The organism is Bradyrhizobium sp. CFUWI, from assembly GCF_056429085.1.
Genome location: NZ_JBWJZE010000007.1, coordinates 35933 through 48148, shown reverse-complemented (window position 1 = coordinate 48148; position 12216 = coordinate 35933). Strand labels below are relative to the sequence as shown.

The 12216-nt window shown below is 59.7% G+C and carries 14 protein-coding genes and 4 pseudogenes; 8 read left to right on the top strand and 10 right to left on the bottom strand.

The features are described from left to right. Positions 1–193 precede the first annotated feature (193 nt). Positions 194–724: a hypothetical protein gene (locus tag AC066S_RS16880; protein ID WP_235885115.1), complete on the bottom strand. Its 531-nt coding sequence runs from the start codon at positions 722–724 to the stop codon at positions 194–196. A gap of 908 nt (positions 725–1632) precedes the next feature. Here AC066S_RS16880 and istA point away from each other — a divergent pair. Together istA and istB are read left to right on the top strand one after the other, a co-directional pair. Further along, positions 1633–3123, top strand: a pseudogene (gene istA / locus AC066S_RS16875) (IS21 family transposase); the annotation flags it as partial. Positions 3124–3131: 8 nt separating this feature from the next. Continuing rightward, entirely contained in the window at positions 3132–3995 is an 864-nt protein-coding gene (gene istB, locus AC066S_RS16870) for an IS21-like element helper ATPase IstB (RefSeq protein WP_478270215.1), read from the top strand. A 113-nt stretch (positions 3996–4108) separates the two neighbouring features. Here the strand turns inward: istB and AC066S_RS16865 are convergent, their stop codons facing one another. Next, complete coding sequence (locus AC066S_RS16865; protein ID WP_167767541.1) at positions 4109–4312, bottom strand: hypothetical protein; 204 nt, start codon at positions 4310–4312, stop codon at positions 4109–4111. A 908-nt stretch (positions 4313–5220) separates the two neighbouring features. On the opposite strand from AC066S_RS16865, the gene AC066S_RS16860 reads away from it, so the two are divergent. Further along, on the top strand, positions 5221–5634 hold the full coding sequence (locus AC066S_RS16860; protein WP_135169807.1) for a hypothetical protein: 414 nt from the start codon (positions 5221–5223) through the stop codon (positions 5632–5634). Positions 5635–5704: 70 nt separating this feature from the next. Here AC066S_RS16860 and AC066S_RS16855 read toward each other — a convergent pair. Next, positions 5705–5893 (bottom strand): annotated as a pseudogene (locus AC066S_RS16855) (ISL3 family transposase); the annotation flags it as partial. Between the two features lie 55 nt (positions 5894–5948). Between AC066S_RS16855 and AC066S_RS16850 the strand changes: the two are divergent. Next, the gene (locus AC066S_RS16850; protein WP_283810607.1) at positions 5949–6077 is read left to right on the top strand and encodes a hypothetical protein; all 129 of its coding nucleotides are present in this window, start codon (positions 5949–5951) and stop codon (positions 6075–6077) included. Positions 6078–6323: 246 nt separating this feature from the next. On the opposite strand, the pseudogene AC066S_RS16845 reads toward AC066S_RS16850, so the two are convergent. From AC066S_RS16845 to parS (AC066S_RS16830), 4 genes and pseudogenes are all read right to left on the bottom strand, one after another. After that, positions 6324–6491: pseudogene (locus AC066S_RS16845) on the bottom strand (RES family NAD+ phosphorylase); the annotation flags it as partial. Next, a pseudogene (gene parS / locus AC066S_RS16840) lies at positions 6488–6948 on the bottom strand (type II RES/Xre toxin-antitoxin system antitoxin). The pseudogenes AC066S_RS16845 and parS (AC066S_RS16840), both read right to left, overlap by 4 nt. A 362-nt stretch (positions 6949–7310) precedes the next feature. Further along, a complete protein-coding gene (locus AC066S_RS16835; protein WP_135169808.1) occupies positions 7311–7823 on the bottom strand; it encodes an RES family NAD+ phosphorylase in 513 nt (170 codons plus the stop codon). Then, the gene (parS, locus tag AC066S_RS16830) at positions 7820–8302 is read right to left on the bottom strand and encodes a type II RES/Xre toxin-antitoxin system antitoxin (RefSeq protein WP_135169809.1); all 483 of its coding nucleotides are present in this window, start codon (positions 8300–8302) and stop codon (positions 7820–7822) included. Before parS (AC066S_RS16830) ends, AC066S_RS16835 begins: the two co-directional genes overlap by 4 nt. Before the next feature lie 124 nt (positions 8303–8426). Here parS (AC066S_RS16830) and AC066S_RS16825 point away from each other — a divergent pair, with 124 nt between their 5' ends. Next, a complete protein-coding gene (locus tag AC066S_RS16825) occupies positions 8427–8780 on the top strand; it encodes a type II toxin-antitoxin system prevent-host-death family antitoxin (protein WP_167767542.1) in 354 nt (117 codons plus the stop codon). After that, positions 8777–9397, top strand: coding sequence for a PIN domain-containing protein (locus tag AC066S_RS16820; protein WP_135169811.1), 621 nt, complete (start codon positions 8777–8779; stop codon positions 9395–9397). Before AC066S_RS16825 ends, AC066S_RS16820 begins: the two co-directional genes overlap by 4 nt. 347 nt (positions 9398–9744) lie before the next feature. Here AC066S_RS16820 and AC066S_RS16815 read toward each other — a convergent pair whose 3' ends face one another. Then, positions 9745–10128, bottom strand: a complete 384-nt coding sequence (locus tag AC066S_RS16815; protein ID WP_135169812.1) for a hypothetical protein — start codon at positions 10126–10128, stop codon at positions 9745–9747. Between the two features lie 224 nt (positions 10129–10352). On the opposite strand from AC066S_RS16815, the gene AC066S_RS16810 reads away from it, so the two are divergent. Together AC066S_RS16810 and AC066S_RS16805 are read left to right on the top strand one after the other, a co-directional pair. Beyond that, positions 10353–10919, top strand: coding sequence for a hypothetical protein (locus AC066S_RS16810; protein ID WP_135169813.1), 567 nt, complete (start codon positions 10353–10355; stop codon positions 10917–10919). Continuing rightward, the gene (locus tag AC066S_RS16805; protein ID WP_135169814.1) at positions 10919–11158 is read left to right on the top strand and encodes a hypothetical protein; all 240 of its coding nucleotides are present in this window, start codon (positions 10919–10921) and stop codon (positions 11156–11158) included. The genes AC066S_RS16810 and AC066S_RS16805 overlap by 1 nt, the downstream gene beginning before the upstream one ends. Positions 11159–11524: 366 nt before the next feature. On the opposite strand, the gene AC066S_RS16800 is transcribed toward AC066S_RS16805, so the two are convergent. Beyond that, positions 11525–11902 carry a helix-turn-helix domain-containing protein gene (locus AC066S_RS16800; protein ID WP_235885116.1) on the bottom strand — a complete coding sequence of 126 codons (378 nt, stop codon included), beginning with the start codon at positions 11900–11902 and terminating at the stop codon, positions 11525–11527. Further along, positions 11899–12210, bottom strand: a complete 312-nt coding sequence (locus AC066S_RS16795) for a type II toxin-antitoxin system HigB family toxin (protein WP_130370874.1) — start codon at positions 12208–12210, stop codon at positions 11899–11901. The genes AC066S_RS16800 and AC066S_RS16795 overlap by 4 nt, the downstream gene beginning before the upstream one ends. Positions 12211–12216 lie beyond the last annotated feature (6 nt).

Here is a 12216-nt window from a genome sequence, read left to right as displayed (position 1 = left end):
GATCGGATGGGCTCGGATAGGCTCTGAGACCTCGACAGGCTCCTCCAATTTAGCTTCGGCAGCAACTTTCCTCAGGAAGCCCATGACTTTCGACGGCTCCGGAGCCATCGGCGAGCCTTTGGGCTGCACAGCGCACGACGTCAACAGCACACATGCGAGCCATGAGAGAGATCGCGTCGGCACTTTGTTCGCGTCACCGCGCATCGCGCGTGAGATCGATGGCGACCTCGGATACCCAAGCTCCCGGCGACTCCATGACGAAGGATTGGCGGCTTCCTTTCGTACGAACGACGAGCAGCGCTGTGATCTTATCGCCCTCGATGCGGGCATCGATCACGCCATTCTGGTTGTTCCCATAGACCTTGCCCCCGACGCGGTACTCGCTTTCAAACCAGTTTCCTGAAAGCTCCGAGCCGCTTTGTTCGATCGTGGCGCCCAGATCCATCTTGTACGCGTCGCTCGCGCAGCGCACATTCATCTTGACGGATTGGCCTTCGTTCCTGGGCACGTAGTCGACCTTACAGCGAACCCGCTCCCGGGGCCCGTCCTTAGGCTTCATCCAACCACTGCCCGACCATGAACCGGCGACGCTATTGAAGCTCTCCTGCCCTGATGCAGGGGATGCGGCGGCGACGGCCATCAGCATCGAAAAACCGAGGCTCCGTGGCATATTCAACCGGCGCGTTGGCAGGATTCTCATTGCACCGACTATTGCGACAGTCATCTGCCCTCCTTCTAGAACATTGATCGTCGCTGGCAGGCTTCGATCCATTGGTCAGCTGCACACCGCGCACCGCTCCGCGAACATCAAGCTCTTCGACGCTGCAGACCCCGCTTTCCCGCTCAAGCAAAGCTGAACTACTCGACGAACGACCGATCTTGATGGAATCGAGCGTCGCCCTTCTGCCGACCCGCGCTCGTTAATGAGACACCTGGATCCAAATTGGGCCGCGTGTGACTGAACGTTTCTGCGCGTCGGCATGTTGAGTCAAAAGATGTCAGAGCGGCCGAGTCTCTGATTGGACCGGGTGCATCAGACAGGCGCGGCGCCCGAGACGAACGGCGTGAGGTGATGGATACGGGCCGGCGATAGCGGTTGCAGAATTAGGGCCGACGCCTGGTCCAGTCGCGCATTAAGAGATAGCGGCGGGCAAAGAACAATCAATCGCTTGCTGGTCGCAGCGGCGATACGCTGCTGATCTCGCCGCCTCTGATCATCACCGAGGAACAGATCGCCGAAATCTTTGCTGCCATCGACCTTGCGTTGAACAACATCAGCTGACGGCCGACTTCCGGCAGCCGGATGGGAAAACTATCGCGCTGCGGGCTCCGGTGCTGGAAGGCTGATCAGTTGGCGTGTGAAACGCAGGAAATCGTATATCTTCGCGCACAATCGCATGATTGGTAGATCCATTTGAAATGTTGTGCGTTTGGGATTGACGCTCTCGCCGCTACGCGTCAGTTGGTCCAGTCTATCATGTTGGCACAGAGAGATTTCCAGCGCAAAGCACTCGTTGGTGTCATTCGGCCTGCAATATTGACCCCCTAAGCCGGGGGATCGGCGTCCAAAATTGACCCCCTGTAGGTTGGTCTGTTGCGCTGCCTGCTTTGGAATGAAGCAGGTGGTCGGGGATGCTGGTCGTGGAGACGATTGCGCGGATTCGGCGCGAGCACTTCATCAAGGGCAAGACGATCAAGGAGATCGCCCGCGACCTGAAGGTGTCGCGGAACACGGTCCGGAAGGTGCTGAGGTCCGGAAGGACCTCCTTCGAGTACGAGCGGCAGGTGCAGCCACGACCAAAGCTGGGGTGGTGGGCATCGGAGCTCGATAGGCTGCTGGCGGCGAACGCGACCAAACCGGCTCGTGAACAGCTGACGCTGATCCGGATCTTCGAAGAGCTGCGCGGGAGCGGCTACGACGGCGGTTACGATGCGGTGCGGCGTTACGCCAGGCGGTGGAGCAAAGAACGCGGGCAATCGACCGCGGCCGCTTATGTCCCGCTGAGCTTTGCCCCCGGCGAAGCCTACCAGTTCGACTGGAGCCACGAGGTGGTCTTGCTGAGCGGCACCACGGTGATGGTGAAGGCCGCCCATGTCCGGCTCTGTCACAGCCGCATGCTGTTCGTGCGGGCCTATCCGCGGGAGACGCAGGAGATGGTGTTCGACGCCCACGACCGGGCGTTCGCCCTGTTCAAAGGCACCTGCACCCGCGGCATCTACGACAACATGAAGACCGCCGTAGAGACGATCTTCGTCGGTAAAGGGCGTCTCTACAATCGCCGCTTCCTGCAGATGTGCAGTCACTATCTAGTCGATCCGGTCGCCTGCACGCCAGCGTCGGGCTGGGAGAAGGGGCAGGTCGAGAACCAGGTCGGGCTGGTCAGGGAACGCTTCTTCACGCCGCGGCTGCGGTTCAAAAACCTCGACGAGTTAAACGCCTGGCTGCTCGACAAATGCATCGCCTACGCCAAGGCTCATCGCCATCCGGAGCTGGTCGATCAGACGATCTGGGCCGTGTTTGAAGCCGAACGCCCCAAACTCGCTCCCTATGCCGGCCGCTTCGACGGCTTCCATGCGGTGACGGCATCGGTCTCGAAGACCTGCCTGGTGCGCTTCGACAATAACAAATACTCGGTCGCAGCCAGCGCAGTCGGACGACCGGTCGAGGTTCAAGCCTATGCCGATCGCATCGTGATCCGTCAGGATGGACGCATCGTTGCCGAGCACCCGCGATCCTTTGGCCGCGGCGAGACCGTCTACGACCCCTGGCATTATGTGCCGGTGCTCGCCCGCAAACCCGGCGCCTTGCGCAACGGTGCTCCCTTCAAAGACTGGGTGCTGCCGGCCGCGATCGAGCGGATCCGGCGCAAGCTTGCCAGCACCGACGATGGCAATCGGCAGATGGTCGACATCCTCAACGCGGTGCTGACTGACGGTCTGCCCGCGGTGGAAGCGGCCTGTGCCGAAGCGCTCAGTCACAGCGTCCATTCCGCCGATGTCGTGCTCAATATCCTAGCCCGTCAACGTGAACCCGCCCCACCGGCCAACATCATGACGCCGGCCGCACTGACGCTCCGTCATGCGCCGATCGCCGATTGTGCCCGCTACGACAACCTCCGGAGGACCATCTGATGGAACGAACCCAAATCTTCGATCTCATGGGCGAACTCAAGCTCTACGGCATGAAGGCTGCCTTCGACGAGATCATGGCAACTGCCGTCAAACGCCAGCACGAACCTCAGCGCATTGTCGGCGACCTGCTCAACGCCGAGATCAACGAGAAGCAAGCCAGGTCGATCAAATACCAGCTCACCATTGCCAAGCTGCCGCTTGCCAAGGACATTGCCGACTTCCAGTTCGACGGCACGCCGATCAATCAGACTCTCGTCAATGATCTCGCTGGCGGCGGCTTCATCGCCCAACAACGCAACGTCGTGCTGGTTGGCGGCACCGGCACAGGCAAGACCCACCTGGCCATTGCCATCGCCAGAAGCTGCATCCGATCCGGGGCTCGCGGCCGCTTCTTCAACGTAGTCGACCTCGTCAATCGCCTCGAGACCGAGACCCGCAACGGACGGCAAGGACGGCTCGCCGAGCATCTGACCCGGATGGACTTCATCGTGCTGGACGAACTCGGCTATTTGCCCTTCGCCCAGTCCGGTGGCCAGCTTCTCTTCCACCTCGTCAGCCGGCTCTATGAGCGCGCCTCTGTCATCGTGACCACCAATCTCGCCTTCGGCGAATGGCCGAGCGTGTTCGGCGACGCCAAAATGACCACCGCGCTGCTCGACCGGTTGACCCATCACTGCGACATTGTCGAGACCGGCGACGATAGCTGGCGGTTCAAGAGCCGAGACGACGATCACGCCACCCGCGCTCGTCTCGCCTCCGCTATCCCGGCCAGCTCCGACGAGACGAGCGCTACCAGCAAAGCCCGCCGCGCAAAGGGGTCAAAATTGGACGCCGATGAGGGGGCAAATTTGAACGCCGATTGACACTCTTGATGGACACGTGGGGGATGACACTACGAATATTGGCCAGCCCGTGAGCCGCGGCGAAAAATCATCCCGGCCGTCGGCTCGACGCTGGACACTAGGCGCATGGCTACTCAAGAGACATCAACCACCTGCCCGGTAGTCATGAAGACCAGCAGCCCCCGCTTGGCCTTAGTCTGCTTACGATAGGCGGCGATCTGCTGCCTGTAATGGCTGATGCTCGACGCGTCCGGAGCCACGTCGCTCTTCCAATCGACTACGGCGTCGATGGCACCGGCGGCATCGAGCGCGACCGCGTCAACCTGTCCGGAGAGCAAGATCTCCCCGCCTTCGTTGGTCTGGCTTCCGAACAGCGGGAGCTCGGGGACGAGGCGCGGTCGTAGACTGGAGCACCTCTCGGTTCGTGGCGGCGTTTTTCGCTTTCCGAGCGCGCTCTATTGCCGAGAACGTCGCTATTTTTTGCTTATCGCGAGCGCGATCGGAGTGGGATGAAGGTTGGTGGCAATGATGTGCCGGCAATCCGCGTGTGCGGACCCTATATTTCTGGCCCCAAGCGACATTTTGCGCAACGCTCGCAGTATACCACATGTACCATGTGGGACGACAACGGGCCGTATTTCCTTAGCCCAACGACGTTTGCAAACCGTTTGATCCTAAGAAGGATTTCCAGCAGGACATCATCTTCAAGTTCGAACTGCCGAGCTCCGAGCGAGAAACGGTGATGACGGAATTGGAAGACTACGGATTAAATGCCTTCGGGCTCTTTGGCTCGGAAGAAGGGTTGATGGAAAGCCTCTCGCTGCGTGAGGAGTTCAGTGTCACCTAACAATGCCGCTTTGGCCGTTCGAACGAGCGTCACGGCCGCGGGGTCAAGACATGTTGCCGTACCCGACGAACTGACTTCCGATAATCGGGGTTATTGAAAGTCAGGGTGTGAAAAAGCGCCGAACTTTGGCTCTGACGCAATTTCGATGATTGTCGCAACGAAAGATGGCGCACCATTAAGCCGGGCCTGATCCAATGAATTCCAGCACGGTCTCGGCGTGGCCTTCGATTATCAAGTGACCGCCTCTAGTCGGGCGGTCCGCGGCACGGGCCCAAAGCAACTGGGCGGAGAACTGCATTGTCTTCGCGCGGAATGGGACCTCTTATGCTAATATCAATGCATCGCCTCAATGTGCAAAGTGGAAAGCGCGCCTTACCGCGCTGAATGGACGGTGTTTCTATGAAAGAAGTCGAAGCCCGTATGACCGCAGAAGCGCGCAACGCAGTGCTTGAAAGCGGTGACTGGTTGACCGCGGCGCAGATCGTCCAGATTTCGGGGTTCAGCGCTACGAACCCAAGTGACCAGCCGACCAAATGGAAGGAAGACGGGCGGATTTTCGCCGTGCCCCATCGAGGAGTGGACTACTTCCCCGGTTACGCTTTGGACCCTGCAACCAACTATCGGCCAGTCGATGCCCTCGCGGCAGTGCTCGCCGTATTTCGCGGACGAAAGGACGACTGGGGCCTCGCCTACTGGTTCGCGTCGATCAACAGTTGCCTTGGCAGCAAGCGTCCGCAGGACTTGTTGATGAGCGAGCCCGCGCGCGTGGTCGCTGCAGCGGAAGATGAAGTCGCCGGCGTGCTGCACGGCTAATCCGTGCTGACAGACTGTGAAACGGCGTCGAAAGCTGGCTCCGGCGCACATTTGATGATGTTGTCGCGGATCACGCAGACCCAAGCAATCGTGCTTCGAGAAGGTCGAGTTTCGCGCGGCCATACATTTGTCGTTTGACGAGTTTGAGTTTCGTAATTTGTGCTTCGACCTGGCCGTTTGACCAAGGCTCGGTAATCGCAGCGCACACTGCGGCTCTGTCCTTGAGGTCTCCCGTGGCGAGGGATGAGACGAGGCTTGTCTTTGTGTTTGCGATCCAGACGTCGAGTGTCGCCTCGTCCCTTTCGGATCATGTCGTGGAACTGGTCGACGAGCGCCCGGGCCTCAACAAGGGACGGCACACCAGCCTCGATGGCAGCGATGACCACGGCGTCACGTATCCATCCGGTGTAGGCCCTTACGGCACCATCATTCGTCTCGACTAACAAAGCTGCTGACACGAGGTTGTTAGCAGCCGGAGATTAGGCTGCCGGTCTCGGGGATCGATGGATGGCTTATAGGCTGCACTGCGTCGGCGCTTCGGTCTTCAGCTGAGCACGACCCCAACGTCTTCACAGTCACGCGATTGAAGGAAGCGAGGCCAACCGAACTTGGGAGGACTGTCAATAAGATTAGGCTGTCCGGATTTTCGTGTTGAATTGCCTTCGGCTTCGGAGGCCGATCGGTGCGGGGGTCGCTGGATCAAGCGCGCAATACACGACGCGAACGCCTTTGCTGTTCCACCGGCCGCCGACCTGGAATGCGCCTTCGCCACTATTCCAGGTCGACGCAAAGCACGCCTGATCGAGGCGCCAAGCGATGAGCTTGCCGCCTCTCAATGGCTCCACAGAAGGCGTCATGCATAGACGCCATATGCAAGGCGTGTGAGGTACTGTTCAACGAGCTCGACGCCCGCCGGGGTCGCAAGCAGGTCGATCGGACGACGCTGCTCAAGACCGATGGCCGGATGCTCGAGCCACTGCTCCGCGTCTTCCTGCGAACCGAACACGTCCGTGGCCTTGGCCAGGATTTCGGCAAACTTCCAGGTCCGCCCACTTTGCTCCCGTCTGAGCGGCTTGTCCGGAGCGTCCTTGCGTCGCTGAAAGGTGCGAAGGCTTATTCCAACGAGTCCGTTTGAATGAAGAGGAGGTGACTGACGAAGTGGGTCAACGCAGAGCCTGGCAGTCCGTCCAGCAGCAGTTCGTGGGCGTCGAGGGCGCTTGTGATCCGGCGCGACAGGATGCGCGGCCCGCCGAGCAAATCGGCCACCTTCTGCAGATCATTGCCTGGCCCCTCTGGAGTCGGTTTCTCAGTCATAGTAGCCCTCGCGCCAAGTGTCGCCTATTATGTGTCAGATGGTCGCAAATCAAGTGTGGCCCTCTATTGAACTCGGCCGAACCTTGATTGCAAAGTGTGGCGGGGCAGTTGGAATATCGTCCGCTAGATTGGCCCCGTTAAACTCCGATCGAGCGCCAACCACTCAGATCGGACGAAAAACGATACGGCTGTCGTTTCGCGTTCGATCTGAGTCTTGGAGCGAGAAAATCCAATAATTTCAGTCTGGGGATTATGGCTCCTTAGGAGTCTATTCTGGTTCCATCGGAGTCAGGTAGCCAGAATTGGGATTCCATTGGAGTCACTTGGTCGGTCAGGCGAGATCGTACTGCGACGGGGACGGATTAGGGCGGTGATGTCGAAGGATGAAGGCGCGTATCTAGCGCGAACGCTTCCTGAAGGTGCTGCTGGTACGCGCCTTTCGCCCTGGTCGGGTCGAAGATCAGATTCCAGCTGTGATTGGATACCACACTGGGGATCACGACGAATTTGTGCTTGGCCAGGAGCGCGTCCCCGAACGCCTGCTGGCCTGCGCTTGGGATTCCAGGTCGCAGCCAATTGGCATTCGGAACGTCGGCAGGGCGAACAATATGAACGTCAGACACGTCGGCGATATGAAGCGCGGTCAACATGTGCGGGAGAGTGTCGAGCGGTTTGAAGCCTTTGTGAACGGCCACTTCGAGTATCGCGGTCGCTGGATCAAGCGCGCAATACACAACGCGAACGCCTTGGCTGTTCCACCGGCCGCCGGCCCGGAATGCGCCTTCGCCACTATCCCAGGTCGACGCAAAGCGCGCCTGATCGAGGCGCCAAGCGATGAGCTTGCCGCCTCCCAATGGCCCTACAGAAGGCGTCATGCATAGACGCCGTATGCGAGGCGTGTGAGGTACTGTTCAACGAGCTCGATGCCGGCCGGAGTGGCCAGCAGGTCGATCGGGCGACGCTGGTCAAGACCGATGGCCGGACGCTCGAGCCACTGCTCGGCTTCTTCCTGCGAACCGAACACGTCGGTGGCCTTGGCCAGGACTTCGGCAAACTTCCAGGTCCGCCCACTTTGCTCCTGGCTGAGCGGCTTGTCCGGAGCGTCCTTGCGTCGCTGGAAGGTGCGAAGGCTCATTCCGAAGGCTTTTTCCAACGAGTCCGTTTGAATGATAAGGAGGTGACGGACGAAGTGGGTCAACGCAGAGCCTGGCAGTCCGTCCAGCAGCAGTTCGTGAGCGTCGAGGGCGCTTGTGATCCGGCGCGACAGGATGCGTGGCCCGCCGAGCAAATCGGCCACCTTCTGCAGATCATTGCCCGGCCCCGTTGGCCCCGGCTTCTCGGCTGTGGCAGTCATAGTGGTCCTCGCGTCACGTGTCGCTTAATATACGTCACATGTCGCAAAAACTCAAGCCTTGCTCTTCGGCTAGGGCTGGACCGTTGACAATGAGACAAAAACACGTATTTTACGTATTATGTCCATGCGTCTATTTTCTTCTTTGGACCTCCAGCAGCAGTCCGGTGAAATCCAGCGAGCTGCCGCTCAGGCGCCGGTCGTTATCACCAGCCACGGTAAGCCGCGCGCTGTAGTGATGTCGGTCGAGGAATTCCGCAGATTGAAGACCCTGGCTCGCGAAGAAATCCCGCTCGAAGCGATTGCACGGCAGCCGACAGTGTTCGGCCCCGAACCCGACGATGTGCTTGGCTATCCCGAGCACGACCCGGTCGAGGCCGTCCATCACATGGCAAAGGATGCCGCTGCTGGCATCAACCAGGACCTGGTGCGCCGCGAAGCCGACAGGTTTGCAAAGCACTTTGTTCGAGGCGCCAAGTGAACGCTCAGGGGTTCAGCGATAAGGATCCGATATTCCTCATCATGGATGCGTCGCCGATTGTGATGCTGTCAGCGATCCAGCGCCTGGATTGGCTGATGGAGCCCTGCGGCACGATCTGGATGACAGATATGGTCATGGAGGAGGTCACGCGCGATCCGGACTCGGGTAGGGATCCGCGGAGTCGCTGGCTTGCCTACACGCGTTCGTGGATCGCCGCGAACAAATTCCGCATTCGCCGCGTGGAAACCGACACCTACAGAACGTACCAACTTGCGTTGGACGGCTGGAGGGCGCAGGGCTCGGATCCCGAGAGGAAGCCCAATTCCCGCGATCTAGGCGAAGCCAGCATTATCCAGACGCTGAAGAGCTTTCGTGGCAAGGTGCAGCCGCGGCAGACAATCATCGTGCTTATGGACGAGTCCGATGGGCGAGATGCATTGAAGGGAATGCGCCGGATCAACCTCGATGTGTTCGGTACCCGCGCGTTCGTCGAGGCACTATTCGCGCACTTTGGAATCGCGGAGGCCGAGCACGCCTGGCAAGCAATCTTGAAGGTCATCACCGCGGATGAATCCAAGGATGACGATGATCCGTTCATCGTACGCCGAGCGATATAGGCCGAAGGCTGGGTTAGAGCCGATCGGACTTCCAACATTTCCCGCGGCGGCGGACTCCGATTGAAGCAGAGAGACTCAGATCGAACCCGAAACGACAAAATAATGTCATCTCTCGTTCCATCGGAGTCTGCGCGAAGAAAAGGGTAGGCCGTTCAGGCGACGATTTCCGTTTCCTTCGGAGTCGATGCTGGTACGATCGGAGTCAGTTGACCGCGATTACGCTTCCTTTGGAGTCGCTTAGGTCATCGGTCGTCCGCGACAAGGCAGTCAGGCGGTGGAGGGCTGCGCTCAGCGCGCTACCGCAGAGATCGAGCTCCTGCCCGACAGGTCGCCCGCCTCCACCGAAATCAGAACCCGAGCTTCAAGGTCGGATCGACGGAGCCCTTCATTTTTACCAATTTCTCGCCGAAATCGTTTTGCATGCCGTCCACATCTGGCTTGGTCAGGGCGTCAATCATCTTGATGTACTCGACGCCGGTGGGGGTCGCATGTAATGCCGGTCTCTCACCCACGTTACGGACAGTGGCATATCCCGCCTCGATAAGCTCGGCGGCGGGCACGATGTCGGCGGCACTGACCCACAAACCGATCTCGGAGTCGGCATGACCTATTGCCTTCCGCAACATCAGGAAGGCGGCGTCGGTTAATTGGATAGGTTTGGTGGCCATCGTCAGTTGGAATATAGCACGCTCAAGAAGTCGGGTATCCGTCTCGTCCTGAAACGAAGCCATACACACGCGCGGATCCGGTGCACTGGAGAGCTTTTCCCTGCTAGGAGCATCGGCCAGGCCTTCAGGAAGCGCCCAAGCCGCTGTAGGGGGCTTTGCCAGTTTTAGAGGCCCGTTGGACCCGTCCTGCGACCCGTGCCGGGCGCGGCGGCATGGGGCCGGGGCGGTCCGGTAGACCTTGCGGGTCGGCCGCCGGGAGCCGATATTTGGTGAGAGGAGATGCTTCGATGAGTGCGATGCCGTTTTCAGACCTGCGGCCGACCGTGGTGATGGCCGACTCGTCGCCGCTGATCCACCTAGCGGCGGTCGGTCAGCTCGACCTGCTGTTCGAGTATGGGCATGTCGTGCTCGCGGACGTCGTACGGCTCGAGACTTCGCTCGACCAGAGCAAGCCGTTCGCGCCGGAGATCTCGGCCTGGATCGAGGCAAACCGCGGATCGCGTCTTTCGCTTGCCGACACCGATCTTGGTCCGGTCTACGAGCTCGCGATCAAGACCGGAGTGCGGCCGCCGCGCAACTCGGTAGAGCGAGCCATCGTCGACTGGCTCGCCGACAACATCGTGCACGAAGGCGGCCCGGCGCTCATCATCTACGAGAACGGCAAGATCCCGAACATGCTGCGGCGGGAGGGTCTCCCCGAGGACATCGTGGTAATGACTAGCCGGTACTTCCTGCGACTCTCGCAGGAGCGCGGGCTGCTCGCGGACGCGGAGGCTACGTGGACTAGGATCGCCGAGATCGACACCCGGTCCAACCCGCAGGCCGAAGCGACGCTGATCCAGAGGAGCATCTGATGGACGACCGGCTGACTTCCATCCTCCGCAGCTACTCGCATGGCGAGATATCGGCAGAGCGGGCGGCCGATGAGATGGGGGCCACCTACAACGTCGCCGACGTCTACGTGCTGTCGAGAGAAGCCGGGCTGCCACTGCCGGACCCTGACGGACCGTTCGAACGAGCGCAATTTGAGAGGGCGAAGCGCCTATTTGCCGGTGTTCCCGGATCGTCTCAGAGATCAGAGAAGCAGGCGTAACTGCTGACTCAATTCGTGCCAGCCGACGCGCTTTGGGGGCGTGGAGTTCGCTGGACGTTGATCGATGGGTGCATGCCCGACAAACGCCTGGGCTGTTCTCCAATTCCGAGCCTGCGGTCAAAGCACTGCGATCGGTCAGACTCCGATTGAAGCAAAAAGACTCAGATCGAACGCGAAACGACAAATAATGTCGTTTCTGGTTCGATCGGAGTCTCGGAGCGAAAAAGCGCAGTAGTTTCAGTTCACGGATTATGGCCCTTCAGAGTCCATTCTGGCTCCACCCGAGTCGGTTGGCCAGAACTTGGTTCCATCCGAGTCTGCTCCTTTCCGGCAAATTCAACTCAGACCGTCGCGGTACCGATCGACCTAAGCAGCAACACTTCCACTCGCTGAAATCAGCAAATCCGCCGGAATATTGAAACGCTCGCGCAGACGCTTCACCATCGTCATGCTCAATTCGCGCTTGCCGGACATGACCTCACTAACCCGACTCGCAGTGCCCAGAAGCGGCACAAGATCAGCGCGCGTCAAACCATGTTGCTCCACCAAATAGGCCAACAAATCGGGCAACGGCGGCGCTTTGCGCGGCCAGCGCGCGCGTTCATACGCCTCGATAAGGCGAGCCTGCGCGACCATGCGGGCTCGATCGGCAGCCTCGTTCGATTGCATCAGCTTGCCGACAAGCGCCTTGGCCGCCTCATGATCGGCCTGGTTCTGGATAATTATCAATGTTGCCTTCATCATACCGTCTCTGCGTTGACCTTGTCATAGTCTTCATGACTGCCGAAGAAGCGGATCATCAACACACCATCACGGTATTGAACTATGGCGATCAGGCGGTAGTCATTGGCCTTGATGTTGAACACCACACGTCCGCCTTTCAGGATGCTCGCCTTGGGATGCGATCGCTTCACCTGTTGCGGCGTCCGCCAGTCCGAACTCTCCGCAATCGCAAGCCATGCCCTGTATTGAGCGCGCGCCGCATCGATGCCCCGATGACCAGAGCGCTCGGCAAAATAGCGCTCCACAATGTCCGTGCCGATCACCAGCATGAAAGG